A 14,103-nucleotide genomic window follows, 5' to 3' on the forward strand; every position below is an offset into this window, starting at 1 on the left:
CGTTGGAGGATCCGCAGCGTGATGGACTGGTTCACCGATCTGTTCGGACAGGCGCAGCAGGCGCTGTTCGAAAGCGTCATCCAACCGATCGTTTTCCACCTGGGCTTCGGCAACCTGCTCGAGGACGCGTTCGACGCCACCGGCTGGCTGCTCGTCGGCCTGATCCAGATCGTGGTGATGCTGGCCGTGATCGGCGCGCTGCAGCGTTGGCGCCCGGCCGAGGCGGTGACCGATCGCCGCGCGATCCGCGTCGACATCCTCTACACGCTGATCCAGCGGCTGGGCCTGTTCCGGCTGGTGATGTTCTTCTCGCTGGAGCCGCTGTTCGACGGCATGGTCGGCGAGATGCGCATGCTGGGCATTCCGACCTTCCAGCTCGACGCGATCTGGCCCGGCGTGACCGACGTCGCCTGGGTCAGCTTCGCGATGTACCTGGTCGCGTTCGACCTGCTGATGTACTGGCTGCATCGCGCGCAGCACTCGTGGAACTGGTGGTGGGCGCTGCATGCGCTGCACCACAGCCAGCGCCAGATGACGATGTGGAGCGACAGCCGCAACCACCTGCTTGACGACCTCATCATCGACAGCGCCGTGGCGCTGACCGCGCGCCTGATCGGCGTGGGCCCCGGCGAGTTCGTCGCGCTGGTGGCGATCTCGCAGTTGCTGGAGAACCTGCAGCACGCCAACCTGCGCCTGAGCTTCGGCGCGATCGGCGAGCGCCTGCTGGTCAGCCCGAGATTCCATCGGCTGCACCATTCGATCGGCATCGGCCACGAGGGCTTCGGCCGCGGCACGCTGGGCGGGCACAACTTCGCGGTGATGTTCCCGATCTGGGATGTGCTGTTCCGCACCGCCAATTTCGAGGACCGCTGGGATCCGACCGGCGTGCGCGACCAGTTGCCCGAAGAGGGTGGGCGCGACTACGGCGAGGGTTTCTGGGCGCAGCAGTGGCTGGGGCTGAAACGGCTCGTGGGACGTGACAAGATCGCGGCCGCGCCCGGCGGCGGATCGACGCCGACCGGCGGCGCGTCGATGGACATCGCCGGACAAGCGCCGGCCGGAGGGAACGACTGATGATCAAGCCGATGGGCCGCCTGATGGACGCCTTCTGGCGGGCCGCCGCGTACTGCCTGCACCCGCGTGTGATCGGGTGGTCGCTGCTGCCGCTGATCCTGCTGGGCGTGATGTCCTTCGTGCTCGGCTACTTCTTCTGGGAGTCGGCGGTCGCGGGCGTGCGCGCCACGCTGGAATCGTGGAGCCTGGTGGATGGCCTGCTGAAGTGGCTGGATGGCCTGGGCGCGAGCGGCTTCCGCACGGTGATCGCGCCGATCGTCGTGGTGGCGATGGCCGCGCCGGTGCTGGTCGTGCTGTGCCTGCTGCTGGTGGCCACGATGATGACGCCGTCGATGGCGGACATGGTCGCGCATCGACGCTTTCCCACGCTGATCCGCAAGCAGGGCGGCGGCTTCTGGGCCGGGCTCGCCTGGGGCCTGGGCCACACGATCGTGGCGCTGGCGGTGCTGGTGCTGTCGCTGCCGTTCTGGCTCATTCCGCCGATCGCGCTGATCGTGCCGCCGCTGGTGCTGGGCTGGTTGTCCTATCGCGTGTTCACCTTCGACGTGCTCGCCGAGTTCGCCACGACCGCCGAACGCCGCCGCATGCTCGCCGAGCACAAGCTGCCGCTGCTCGTGCTGGGGCTGGTGACCGGCTACCTCGGCGCCGCGCCCGCGGCCATCTGGGCACTGGGCGCGCTGGCCTTCGTCTTCGCGCCGCTGTTCATCCTCGTGTTCGTGTTCCTGTCCACGCTGGTCTTCGCGTTCAGCTCCTTGTGGTTCGCGCATTACGCGCTGGCCGCGCTGCAGGAGATGCGTCGCGTCGAGGCCGCCGCGGAGCGCGTCCCCGATCCGGTGATGGACGCGCTGCCCGCCAACTACGCGACCGCGCCGCCGCTGTCGGCCGACGATCCGGGCCTGCCGCCCGCGATCGAGAACAAGCCGTCGCCGCTCTGATCCACGCTCAGCCCAGGACCCTCGCATGAACATCGGCCTCTTCATCATCGGCGACGAGATCCTGTCCGGGAAGCGCCAGGACAAGCACCTGGCCAAGGTGATCGAGCTGTTGAGCGCGCGCGGTCTGTCGCTCGCCTGGGCGAAGTACCTGGGCGATGACCGCGAGCTGCTGATCCGCGAATACCGCGACGCCTTCGAGCGCGGCGATCTCTTCTTCAGCTGCGGTGGTATCGGCGCGACGCCGGACGACCACACGCGCCAGGCGGTGGCCGCGGCGCTGGCGCGACCCTTGGCGCTGCATCCGGAAGCGGCGGAGCTGATCTGGCAGCGCGTGCAGCAGATGGCCGCGGAGCAGGGCACGACGCCCGAGCGCGATCATCCCGACACGCTGCGCCGCATGGAGATGGGCGTCTTCCCCGAGGGCGCGGCCATCATCCCCAACCCGTACAACCGGATCCCGGGCTTCTCGATCGGCCAGGCCTACTTCGTCCCCGGCTTCCCGGTGATGGCCCATCCGATGATCGAGTGGGTGCTGGACCACCGCCACGCCGACCTGCATCGCGAGGTCGGCACCCGCGAGCGCTCGATGATCGTGCAGGGCGCGATGGAAGCCAGCCTCACCCCGCTGATGGAACGCATTGAATCCGAGTTCCCCGGCATCAAGGTCTTCTCGCTGCCCAGCGTCGACCACCCGCAGTGGGGCCGGCACATCGAACTCGGCGTCAAGGGCGAGGCTGCGGCCATGGACGCGGCCTACGACGCCCTGCGCGCGGGCGTGGTCCAGTTTGGTGCTGCCATCAGCACTGAATTGGTGCGATGATGCACCGATTCGGGTTTTGCGCCCGGACGAGGGCTCGACGGGGCTGACGGCGGTTCTCTCTGACCCGGATGCGCCGCCCCCGCGTGGCGCGTTGGGCATCAAGGGCTTGCGTGTCATGCACCGGTCTGGCGCCTGCCTGTCACCGTGCCGCCATCTGTTGGCATGCAAACTGCTAAATCGTCCGCGCTGGGCCCAAGCCCCACGATCCTTTCTTTCTCATCCAGCCCCCCTAGGAGTGATTGATGGCCACCAAGACCGTCGCCGACGTGATGAACCTGGTGAAGGAGCACGAAGTCAAGTTCGTTGACTTCCGCTTCACCGACACGCGCGGCAAAGAGCAGCACGTCACCGTGCCCGTCTCCCATTTCGACGAAGACAAGTTCTCGGAAGGCCATGCCTTCGACGGTTCCTCGATCGCCGGCTGGAAGGGCATCGAAGCGTCCGACATGCTGCTGATGCCGGACCCGAACACGGCCAACATCGACCCGTTCTTCGAAGAGCCGACCCTGATCCTGTCCTGCGACGTGATCGACCCGACCGACGGCAAGGCCTATGAGCGCGACCCGCGCTCGCTGGCTCGCCGCGCCGAGGCCTACCTGAAGTCCTCGGGCCTGGGCGACACCGCCTACTTCGGTCCGGAACCCGAGTTCTTCATCTTCGACAGCGTGCGCTGGAACGTGGACATGTCCGGTTCGTTCGTGAAGATCGAGTCGGAAGAAGCCGCCTGGAACACCGGCAAGGAATACGAGCACGGCAACAGCGGCTACCGTCCCACCGTCAAGGGCGGCTACTTCCCGGTGCCCCCGGTCGACAGCGGCCAGGACATGCGCTCGGAGATGTGCCTGATCCTGGAACAGATGGGCATCCCGGTCGAAGTGCATCACCACGAAGTCGCGAACGCCGGCCAGATGGAAATCGGCACGAAGTTCAGCTCGCTGGTGCAACGCGCCGACTGGCTGCAGCTGCAGAAGTACATCATCCAGAACGTCGCGCACGCCTACGGCAAGACCGCCACGTTCATGCCGAAGCCCATCGTCGGCGACAACGGCTCGGGCATGCACGTGCACCAGTCGGTCTGGAAGGACGGCAAGAACCTGTTCGCCGGTGACGGCTACGCCGGTCTGAGCGACTTCGCGCTGTACTACATCGGCGGCATCATCAAGCACGCCCGCGCGCTGAACGCCATCACCAACCCCGGCACGAACTCGTACAAGCGTCTGGTGCCCGGCTTCGAAGCCCCGGTGAAGCTGGCCTACTCGGCCAAGAACCGCTCGGCCTCGATCCGCATCCCCTACGTCGCCAACCCGAAGGGCCGTCGCATCGAGGCGCGCTTCCCGGATCCCTCGGCCAACCCGTACCTGGCCTTCGCCGCGCTGCTGATGGCCGGTCTGGACGGCGTCGAGAACAAGATCCATCCGGGCGAAGCCGCCACGAAGGACCTGTACCACCTGCCGCCGGAAGAAGACGCGAAGATCCCGACCGTCTGCCACTCGCTGGATCAGGCGCTCGAGTACCTGGACAAGGACCGCGCGTTCCTGACCAAGGGCGGCGTGTTCACCGACAGCTTCATCGATGCCTACATCGAGCTGAAGATGCAGGAAGTCCAGCGCTTCCGCATGACGACTCACCCGGTCGAGTTCGACATGTACTACTCGCTGTGATCGCGAGCGCGGAGAGCGCCATGACCGCTTCGGCACGGCCCGCTCCGCACGCACGCCACCGCGCAGGGGGACGGCTCACGCCGTCCCTTTTTCATTGCGCGAGCGGCCGAGGCGTTCCTCCTGCGTACACCTCGCAACAGCGGCCGTGCGCGCTGTCGCGGCGGCGCCTGACCGATTGCGTCACAATGCCCGACGACTCTGGTCAGTTAGAAGCAGGGAATGCAGATGACACTGCGGAACGTTTGGGTGGGACGGACGTGGGGACGGGTGGCGATGGCCGCGCTGATCGCCACGGCCGCGATGGCGGGCAAGGCCTCAGCGCAGGGCGTGGTGTATCGATGCCCCGGACCGCCGGTGCTGTACACCGATGCGATGTCGCCCAAGGAAGCGGCCGAGAAGGGCTGCCGCTCGATCGAGGGCACGCCGATCTCGGTGATCGCGCCGGTCAAGCCGCGCGTCACGACGACGCCCGCGCCCAGCACGGCGGGGAACCCCAGTGACCGCGTCGATCCCAAGGACCAGAAGGTCCGCGACGACGATCGCCGCCGCATCCTGGAGCAGGAACTGCGCGAGGCCGAAGGCAAGCTCGCCAAGATCCAGCAGGAATACAACAACGGCCAGCCCGAGCGGCGTGGCGACGAACGCAACTACCAGAAGTACCTGGACCGGACGGCCGAGCTCAAGGCCTCCGTCACGCGGCAGGAAGCCGACATCCAGGCCATCAAGCGCGAGCTCTCCAAGCTGCCGCCGGCCACGAACTGACGCGGGTCCGAGGACCTGGCGGGGATCGCGCGCCGACGTCGGCGAGGGCGATTCCCGATGAACCCCAAACCTGCATCCCTGGACGCGCAGTACGCGTGTTTCGACCTGCTCGCCACGCTGGTGGCGGTGGTCCGGCCCGACGGCGTGTGCGAGTTCGCCAACACCGCCGTCGAGACCCTGTTCAACCTGCCGCGCCGCGCGGTGCAGGGCAGCAACCTGCTGGAGTGGTTCACCGACACCGCCCGCCTGGTCGAGGCGCTGGAGGAGGTCAGCCGCAACGCGTTCTCCAGCTCGCGCTTCGACGCCACCATCCGCCGCGGCCCGCGCACGCATGACGACGTCCTGCCGGTGCACGTGATCGTGAGCCAGACCGACGATCCGCAGCGGCTGGTGATCGAGCTGATCGAGAACGCGCAGCAGACGCGCCAGGACCGCGAGGAGCGCAACCTGGACCAGGTGCACTCGATCAAGGAACTGACGCGCAACCTCGCCCACGAGATCAAGAACCCGCTGGGCGGCATCCGCGGCGCGGCGCAGCTGCTCGCGCTGGAGCTCCAGCCCACGGACCTGTGGGGCGAGCTCGAGGAATACACCGAGGTCATCATCCACGAGGCCGACCGGCTGCAGTCGCTGGTGGACCGGCTGCTGGCGCCGCACCGGCGCGCGCAGGTGGTGGGTGACGTCAACATCCATGAGGTCTGCGAGCGGGTGCGCTCGCTGGTGCTGGCGCAGTACCCGCGCGGGCTGACGCTGATCCGGGATTACGACATCTCGCTGCCGGACTTCCGCGGCGACCGCGAGCAGCTGATCCAGGCCGTGCTGAACATCGTCCAGAACGCCGCCCAGGCGCTGCACGAGCGCATCGGCGCGGGCGACGCGCTCATCGCGCTGCGCACGCGGGTGGCGCGACAGGTGACGATCGGCAAGCAACGCTGGCGCTTGGCATTGGAATTGCATATCGAAGACAACGGCCCGGGCGTGCCCGAGGAGATCAAGGACCGCATCTTCTTTCCGCTGGTTTCAGGGAGGGATGGCGGTTCCGGTCTCGGGCTGACGCTGGCGCAGACGATCGCCCAACAGCACCAGGGGATGATTGATTGCGACAGCCAGCCGGGTCGGACCGATTTCCGAATCACCCTGCCTTTGCCCTGAGCCGCGGCCACAAGTCGACAACGGGGGAAAGGGGAGCCATAGATGAAGTCGATCTGGATTGTTGACGACGACCATTCGATCCGTTTTGTTCTCGAGAAGGCGCTGACGCGCGAAGGGCTGCCGGTGCGCAGCTTCAGCCAGACCCGCGAGGTGCTGGCCGCGCTGGAGGACGACACGCCGCAGGTGCTGGTGTCGGACATCCGCATGCCGGGTGGTTCCGGCCTGGAGCTGCTGAGCACGGTGAAGAAGCAGCTGCCGGGGCTGCCGGTGATCATCATGACGGCCTACTCCGACCTGGACAGCGCGGTGAGCGCGTTCCAGGGCGGGGCGTTCGAATACCTGCCCAAGCCCTTCGACCTGCCGCGCGCGGTGGAGCTGATCCGGCGCGCGCAGGAGGAGAGCCAGCGCGAGGCGGTGGGCGAGGCCGAGAAGGTCGAGATGCCCGAGATGCTGGGCCAGGCGCCGGCGATGCAGGACGTGTTCCGCGCGATCGGCCGTCTGAGCCAGAGCCACGTGACGGTGCTGATCACGGGCGAGTCCGGGTCGGGCAAGGAGCTGGTGGCGCGCGCGTTGCACAAGCACAGCCCGCGCGCGGACGGGCCGTTCGTCGCGATCAACACGGCGGCGATTCCCAAGGACCTGCTGGAGTCGGAACTGTTCGGCCATGAGCGCGGCGCGTTCACGGGCGCGCAGGCGACGCGTCGTGGCCGCTTCGAGCAGGCCGAGGGCGGCACACTGTTCCTGGACGAGATCGGCGACATGCCGTTGGATCTGCAGACGCGGCTGCTGCGTGTGCTCTCGGATGGGCAGTTCTATCGCGTGGGCGGCCACAGTCCGCAGAAGGCCAATGTGCGCGTGGTCGCGGCGACCCACCAGAACCTCGAGACGCTGGTCAAGGATGGCCGGTTCCGGGAGGACCTGTTCCATCGGCTGAACGTGATTCGGTTGCGGCTGCCGCCGCTGCGCGAGCGCCGCGAGGACGTGCCGCTGCTGGCGCGATATTTCCTGCAGCGCAGCGCCAGCGAGCTGGGCGTGGAGCCCAAGCGCCTGTCAGAAGCGGCGCTGCAGCGGTTGGTGAACTTCGACTTCCCCGGCAACGTGCGGCAGCTGGAGAACATCTGCCACTGGCTGAGCGTGATGGCGCCCAGCCTGGTGGTCGAAGCCAAGGATCTGCCGCAGGAACTGCTGGCGGCGCCTGGCGCGCACGCGGGCGGTCTGCCCGCAGGCCTGGGCGGTGGGCTGTCGTCGGACGTGGTGCCGCTGGCCACGGGGCTGAGCGCGAGCTCGAGCGCCGGGTCCGCGCCGGGGGCGCTGGCGGGTGGGGGGATGCCCTTGCCGGTGGTGCAGATCCCGCCGTCGCCGGACGCGTGGGTGGCGGAGATGGCGCGCGAGGCGCGACGTCTGCTGGCCGCGGGCGAGCCCAACGTGTGGGATGTGCTGACACGTCGATTCGAGGCCAGCCTGATCCTGACGGCGCTGGACCTGACGCGTGGCCGCCGGATCGAGGCTGCGCAGAAGCTCGGCATCGGTCGCAACACCATCACGCGCAAGATCCAGGAGCTCAACCTGGACGCTTGAGGCGGTCCAACCACACCCCCAACCCCTGCGCATTGAGCTCGACGTCCATCGCGAGCAGTGCGGCGACGCGGGTCGGGGGCAGGCGATCGCCACAGTGATCGTGCACGCGGCGCTGGTACAGCGCGAGCAATTCGCGCTTGAGCGCCGCATGCCGATCCGGCGCGTCCTTCAGCCGCAGCGCGATCGCTTCCATCTCGTCGATCTGCGCGATCAGCAAGGCCGCAAGGCGCTCGACATCGGCCTCGTCACGACCCACGACGCTGTAATGCGTCAGGTACATCTTCGACGGGCGCGTGGCCATCATCCGGCCGATCGACGCACGCAACGCGTCGGGCTCGAACTGCACCGGCGTGCTGGTCGGCATGATCCACGCGCCGCGCTCGGGATTGTCGAACTCGCGGTACGACAGCCCGAAGGTGTCGCCAGTGAACCAGCCGCCGCTCGTCTCGTCCCACAGGCAGTGGTGGTGCCGCGCATGCCCCGGCGTGTCGATCAGCCGCAGCATGCGTCCGCCGACCGTCACGCGCTGCTCGTCGGTGCTCGCCACGGCGCGCGACTCCGGCACGCCGACCAGCTCGCCGTACGAGCGGCGCATCTCCTCCTCGCCATACACGGCCAGCGCGCCCGCCCACAGCGCCGACGGATCGACCATGTGCCGCAACCCGCGCGGATGCGCCAGCATCGTGGCCGCCGGCAGCTCCGCCATCAGCGGGCCGACACCGCCCGCATGGTCCAGGTGGACGTGCGTCGGGATCACCCAGTCCACCGCGTCACGCGCCAGCCCCAGCGCCTCCAGCGCGCCCAGCAGCCGAGGCAGCGCATGGCGCGTGCCGGTGTCGATGAAGGCCGCGCGGCCGCTGTCCACGACGAGGTAGGCTGCGTCGAAGTGATCGCGCTGGAACGCGGTGTCGATGGCGTACACGCCGTGTCCGAGCGGTTCCAGGTAGGCCGGCAGCGATGCCGGGGCCGAGGGCAGGGCGGTCGTGAGCGTCACGGGCGGTCTCCGGGTCGGGTTCTTAGAATGTCCGGCAGATTACGCGATCGCGCCCCACCGCGCCGTCGCCTGCATGACCCGCGTCGCCATCCGCGCGACGCCCACGCACAAGGAGCCGCCATGGCCGTTCGAGAGATCCTCAAGATGGGCGACCCGCGCCTGCTGCGCCACGCCCAACCGGTCGAGGACTTCGACACCCCCGAGCTGCGCGCGCTGCTCGAGGACATGTTCGACACGATGAAGGCCGCGAATGGCGCCGGACTCGCCGCGCCGCAGATCGGCGTCGACCTGCAGGTCGTCGTGTTCGGCTTTCAGCGCAACGAGCGTTATCCGGAAGCGCCGCCCGTGCCGATGACCGTGCTCATCAATCCCACCATCGAGGCGCTGACCGATGAGACCGAGGAGGGCTGGGAAGGCTGTCTGTCCGTGCCCGGCCTGCGCGGCGTGGTGCCCCGGCTCAGCCGCATTCGTTATCGCGGCTTCGATGCCCACGGGCACCTGATCGACCGTGAGGCGGACGGATTCCATGCCCGAGTCGTGCAGCACGAGTGCGATCACCTCGTGGGCACGCTCTACCCGATGCGCATCAAGGACTTCAGCCGCTTCGGCTTCACCGAGATCCTGTTCCCGGGCATGGACCCGAACGCGGACGATTGACGCGGACGATTGACGTGGCTGGTGTGCACCGTCCGATTGACGGTTCGGCAACAGGGCGACAAGTTGTAAGCAGGCGTGCACCAAGTTGTCGCCGAGGCGTTAAGAGACGATCGCGGAACTCCGCAAGCCGCCGACCGCCGTATCCCCGGAGGAGGCTCCAGGCCATGACCCACGAGACTGCCCAGATGACATCGACCTCGCGCGCGGTGGCGCGCCCGCAGGCGCCACGCTGGCTCATGGCGATGGCCTTCCTGATGCTCGCGCTGGCGGGCGCGCTGATGCACGGCGCGGCCCGGGCGGATGCGCCGTCGCGCGCCGGGCGCCTGGCTGACATGGCTGGCACGGTGTGGCTGTATGACGCCGATGAGCGTGAATGGGTGCAGATGCACCGCAATCAGACCGTGGGCGAGGGCGATCGGCTCCGCGCCGACGACGCCAGCGGCGCCACGGTGACCATCGGCGCCTCGACGCTGTGGATCGACCAGCGCAGCGAGATCGAGTTCAACGCGCTGTCCGACAACCGCATCGCCGTGCAGGTGATCAAGGGCAGCGTGGGCCTGCGCGTGCGCGGCCAGGACACGGCGGACGAATGGACGCTGCGCACGCTGGAAGGCCGCTTCGGCTTCGAGCGCGAAGGCCTGTACCGCGTCACGCAGCTCGATCGCGGCAGCGAGGCCCAGGCCTGGCAGGGCAAGCTGCGTTTCGACTCCCGCGCGACGGACGCGCAGCCGGTCTGGCTGGCGACCAACGAGCAGGCCGAGTTCTGGTGGGACAACGGCCCGCGCACCGAGCGTCAGCCGCTGCAGCAGGACGGCTTCGCCCGGCTGATGCTCGAGGACAGCCGCGACGCGGTGCAGCCGCTGGTGGGCAGCGGGACCTCGGTGCCCTACGTGTCGCCGGAGATGACCGGCTCGGAGGACCTGGCCCGCTACGGCAGCTGGGAGCAGAGCTCCGACTACGGCGCGGTGTGGATCCCCACGGTGGTCGTGGCCGACTGGGCGCCGTATCGCTACGGCCGCTGGGTGTGGAGCGCGCGCTGGGGCTACACCTGGGTCGACGACATGCCCTGGGGCTTCGCGCCCTTCCATTACGGCCGCTGGGCCTACTGGCGTGACCGCTGGTGCTGGGTGCCGGGGCCGTACGTGCGCCGTCCGGCCTACGCGCCGGCGCTGGTGGGCTGGGTCGGGGGCTCGTCGGTGTCGGTGGGCGTGGTCGTGGGCGGGCGCCGTCCGCCGCCGCCGCGGTATGGCGGCTGGGTGCCGCTGGCGCCGCGCGAGGCCTGGACGCCGTCCTACCGCTACAGCAAGGACTACTGGCGTCGCGTGAATCCGGATCCGCACCTGGTGACCGTGGTGCCGCAGAACGGCAACCAGCGGCCGCCGGTTTACCGGCATGAACGCGAGCACGGCGCGCTCTTCACGCAACGGCCCGTCAGCGCGCCGCTGCCCGCCACCGCATTGCAGCCGCAGCGCTCCTGGCCGCCGCGGCCCTCGGGTCAGGCCAATGGCCGCCCGGATGGACTGCCCTTCATCGACCGCAACCGCGACGGCAAGCCCGATGTGCGCCCGAACGACGGACGCAACGAAGGCCGCCCCTTCATCGACCGCAACAACGACGGTCGTCCGGATGGATTCGGCGACGCGCGACCCGGTGAGAGCCGCCCCACGCGCGGCACGATCCGGCCGGAACCCGACAACACGACGGTGCGTCCGCAGCCGCAGGGTCAGCAGCCGGGTCAGCCCCAGGTCCAGCCAAATTCGGGCCAGCACACCGTGGTGCCGCAGCGCGAGGCGCAACGCCCGTCGGAGCGCCGCGAGGGCGATCGCGAGAGCTGGCGTCAGCGGAATCCGGAGAACGCCGAGCGCGGTGATCGCGGCGATCGCGGTGACTGGGGCCGTCGCGACGGACCACGTCCCGAGCAGCGTCAAGACCCGGTGCGCGCCGCGCCGCCGCAGGCGCCGCGTGTGGAGATGCCCCGCGTCGAGCAACCGCGCGTCGAGCAGCCCCGCATGGAGCAGCCCCGGATGGAGCCCCCGCGCGCGATGCCGCAGCCGCAGCCTCGCATCGAGGCCCCGCGTCCGGCGCCCGCGCCGCGCGCGGAGCCTCCTCGCGCGGAACCCCCGCGCGCCGCGGAGCCGCCGCGCAATCGCAACGACGGTCCGGGACGGCAGCAGGAGCGCTGATCGCGACGGCGATCGCCGTCAGTCGATCCTGAACGACACGCCTGTGATGAGCAGCGTGTCGTTCTTCTTGAGCCCGTCACCCGGGTTGCTGTCGTAGCGGTGCTGCACGGTGGCCGTGAGGCTCAGCCGCTTGGTCATCGCCACGGACACGCCGCTGTCGAAGGTGGCGCGGAACTCGCCGCTGTTGCGCAGGTCGGGCAGGTAGGCCAGGCGCTGCTTGAAGGTCGTCGAGTCCGAGATCTTGTGGTTGGACTCCTCGGCCAGCAGCAGCTCGGCGTTGCCGTACTTGCTGCGCAGCACGCCGTCCTGCAGCGCGGGCACGACGTAGCGTTCCTGCGTGTAGCCCAGACCGGCGGAGACGTCCCAGGTCACGTCGTCGCGCTTGACGACGTGATAACCGGCACCGGCGCCCACCGAGTACCTCGACGACAGATTCGCCGGCTCATCCTTGAGCGCGTCGAACTGGCCGAAACCGAAGACGCGGTCGGTGATGTCGCGTTGATAACGCGTGCCGACGGCGTAGCGCTGTTCGGCCTCGTCGTCGTCATTCTTCAGATAGAGCGCTCGCCCGTTCAGCGTCCACTTGTCGATCTTCGTGGCCTTCACGGCCTCGCCGCTGAGGTTGATCGTGGTGGAGTCGCTGTTGCCCGAGGACAGGCTGGCGCCCGCGGTGAACAGGGCGCGCCACTGGCCGTCGTCCTTGACGGTGACCTGGGCGAAGGCGGAGAGCGGGAGCAGGGGGAGTGCAGCGAGGCACGCGGTGGCGAGCAGACGCGTCGGCGGCATGTCGGATCCTTTCGGACAAGTGAACATGCCGGGACGTTGGCAAGCTCCGGTCCCGCGGTGCGCAGGGCGTCCAACACGCCCGCGCCGCCGCCAGGCCCGGCTCAGGCCGCGCTCACGCCGCGCTCACGCCGCGCTCCCGCCGCGCTCCCGCCGCGATTACGCAACAGATGGCAACACCGTCCCCCAGCACGGTCCGAAGCCGATCGCGCGCCGGCCATCGGCCTTGCAGCGGCCCACCAGCGCGACGCTGTCGCCGTCCTGCAGGAACACGCGTTGCTCCCCGCCCGGCAAGGTGATCGGCTGCTTGCCGCCTTGCGTCAGTTCCAGCAGCGAGCCGCCCTGGTCCGCTGCGGCGCCCGACATCGTGCCCGAGCCGAAGAGATCGCCCGGCTGCAGGTTGCAGCCGTTGCTGGCGTGGTGCGTCAGCATCTGCGCGACGGTCCAGTACGCGTCGGAGAAGTCCGAACGCATCAGCCGGGCCGGTGCCTCGCCCGCGTCGCGCATCGCGCGCGTCTGCAGGTGAACTTCCAGCTGGATGCCGATCGCGCCCTGCGCGCGGTTGTCCGCGCCGTCGAGGTAGGGCAGCGGCTGCGGATCGCCGTCGGGCCGCGTGAACGCGCGGCGGAACGGCGCCAGCGCCTCCATCGTCACCACCCACGGCGAGATCGTCGTGGCGAAGCTCTTGGACAGGAAGGGCCCCAGCGGCTGGTACTCCCACGCCTGGATGTCGCGCGCGGACCAGTCGTTGAGCAGCACCAGCCCGAAGAGATGCTGTTCGGCGTCGCCGATCGCGATCGGATGGCCCTGCTCGTTGCCGGTGCCCACCAGCGCGCCGACCTCCAGTTCATAGTCCAGCCGCTTGATCGGACCGACGCTGGGCGTCTCGGCGTCGGGCGCCTTGGTCTGGCCCACCGGGCGGCGGAAGGTCTGACCGCTGACGCCGATCGAGGACACCCGGCCGTGATAGCCGATCGGCACCCACTTGTAGTTGGGCAGCAGCGGGTTGTCCGGGCGAAAGAGCTTGCCCACCGTCGTCGCGTGATGGATGCCGGCGTAGAAGTCGGTGTAGTCGCCGATGCGGCAGGGCAGCGTCATCTCGACGTCGGCCATCGGCTTGAGCGCCGCGGCGAGTTGATCGGCCTGCTTCGGACCGGCGTCGGCGCTGAGCGCGGCGACGAGCTCATGACGCAGCTGCCGGCGAAGCGCCGGGCCGACGGCCATCAGCGGATTCAGGCCGTGGCCCTCGCAGGTGCGCAGCACCGCACCGAGCGCGTCGGACAGCGCGCCGAGCTCGGCCGCGGCGATCAGGTCCAGCACCTGGTCGCCGATCGCGGCGACGGGCCGGAACGAGCCGGTCGAGCCGGCCGCGCGGCCCATGCCCAGTGGCAGGTTCTGGATCGGGAAGTCGGTGCCCTCGGCGTTGGCGGAGGCGATCCAGCTGCGCAACGCGGGATCGTGGGTGTGGTCGATCGTGGTCATGGAGACGGTGCTTTCGTTGTTG

Annotated in this window: 12 protein-coding genes; 9 read left to right on the forward strand and 3 right to left on the reverse strand. The window is 69.0% G+C overall.

Annotated elements, in window-relative coordinates; translation table 11 throughout:
- Positions 1 to 21 precede the first annotated feature (21 nt).
- The 7 genes from ACNI65_RS04910 (at position 22) to ntrC (ending at position 7,982) form a co-directional block, all read left to right on the forward strand.
- Positions 22 to 1,074 carry a sterol desaturase family protein gene (locus ACNI65_RS04910; protein ID WP_416761515.1) on the forward strand — a complete coding sequence of 351 codons (1,053 nt, stop codon included), beginning with the start codon at positions 22 to 24 and terminating at the stop codon, positions 1,072 to 1,074.
- The gene (locus tag ACNI65_RS04915; RefSeq protein ID WP_416761516.1) at positions 1,074 to 2,009 is read left to right on the forward strand and encodes an EI24 domain-containing protein; all 936 of its coding nucleotides are present in this window, start codon (positions 1,074 to 1,076) and stop codon (positions 2,007 to 2,009) included. The genes ACNI65_RS04910 and ACNI65_RS04915 overlap by 1 nt, the downstream gene beginning before the upstream one ends.
- A gap of 25 nt (positions 2,010 to 2,034) precedes the next feature.
- Complete coding sequence (locus ACNI65_RS04920) at positions 2,035 to 2,829, forward strand: competence/damage-inducible protein A (protein WP_416761517.1); 795 nt, start codon at positions 2,035 to 2,037, stop codon at positions 2,827 to 2,829.
- 242 nt (positions 2,830 to 3,071) lie between these two features.
- On the forward strand, positions 3,072 to 4,490 hold the full coding sequence (glnA, locus tag ACNI65_RS04925) for a type I glutamate--ammonia ligase (RefSeq protein ID WP_416761518.1): 1,419 nt from the start codon (positions 3,072 to 3,074) through the stop codon (positions 4,488 to 4,490).
- A gap of 273 nt (positions 4,491 to 4,763) precedes the next feature.
- Positions 4,764 to 5,252, forward strand: a complete 489-nt coding sequence (locus ACNI65_RS04930) for a hypothetical protein (protein ID WP_416761519.1) — start codon at positions 4,764 to 4,766, stop codon at positions 5,250 to 5,252.
- A 57-nt stretch (positions 5,253 to 5,309) separates the two neighbouring features.
- Complete coding sequence (glnL, locus tag ACNI65_RS04935) at positions 5,310 to 6,404, forward strand: nitrogen regulation protein NR(II) (RefSeq protein ID WP_416761521.1); 1,095 nt, start codon at positions 5,310 to 5,312, stop codon at positions 6,402 to 6,404.
- Positions 6,405 to 6,446: 42 nt separating this feature from the next.
- Positions 6,447 to 7,982 (forward strand): nitrogen regulation protein NR(I), encoded by a 1,536-nt coding sequence (gene ntrC, locus ACNI65_RS04940; RefSeq protein WP_416761522.1) that lies wholly within the window; start codon positions 6,447 to 6,449, stop codon positions 7,980 to 7,982.
- Here the strand turns inward: ntrC and ACNI65_RS04945 are convergent.
- Complete coding sequence (locus tag ACNI65_RS04945; protein ID WP_416761524.1) at positions 7,966 to 8,976, reverse strand: MBL fold metallo-hydrolase; 1,011 nt, start codon at positions 8,974 to 8,976, stop codon at positions 7,966 to 7,968. The genes ntrC and ACNI65_RS04945 overlap by 17 nt on opposite strands.
- A gap of 120 nt (positions 8,977 to 9,096) precedes the next feature.
- Between ACNI65_RS04945 and def the strand changes: the two genes are divergently transcribed.
- Positions 9,097 to 9,633 carry a peptide deformylase gene (gene def / locus ACNI65_RS04950; protein ID WP_416761525.1) on the forward strand — a complete coding sequence of 179 codons (537 nt, stop codon included), beginning with the start codon at positions 9,097 to 9,099 and terminating at the stop codon, positions 9,631 to 9,633.
- Between the two features lie 164 nt (positions 9,634 to 9,797).
- Positions 9,798 to 11,816 carry a DUF6600 domain-containing protein gene (locus ACNI65_RS04955; protein WP_416761526.1) on the forward strand — a complete coding sequence of 673 codons (2,019 nt, stop codon included), beginning with the start codon at positions 9,798 to 9,800 and terminating at the stop codon, positions 11,814 to 11,816.
- An 18-nt stretch (positions 11,817 to 11,834) separates the two neighbouring features.
- On the opposite strand, the gene ACNI65_RS04960 is transcribed toward ACNI65_RS04955, so the two are convergent.
- On the reverse strand, positions 11,835 to 12,602 hold the full coding sequence (locus tag ACNI65_RS04960; RefSeq protein ID WP_416761528.1) for a DUF481 domain-containing protein: 768 nt from the start codon (positions 12,600 to 12,602) through the stop codon (positions 11,835 to 11,837).
- A 156-nt stretch (positions 12,603 to 12,758) separates the two neighbouring features.
- A complete protein-coding gene (fahA, locus tag ACNI65_RS04965) occupies positions 12,759 to 14,081 on the reverse strand; it encodes a fumarylacetoacetase (RefSeq protein ID WP_416763575.1) in 1,323 nt (440 codons plus the stop codon).
- Positions 14,082 to 14,103 lie beyond the last annotated feature (22 nt).

Origin of the sequence: Roseateles sp. So40a (genome assembly GCF_048081605.1) — a bacterium.
GTDB lineage: Bacteria > Pseudomonadota > Gammaproteobacteria > Burkholderiales > Burkholderiaceae_C > Roseateles.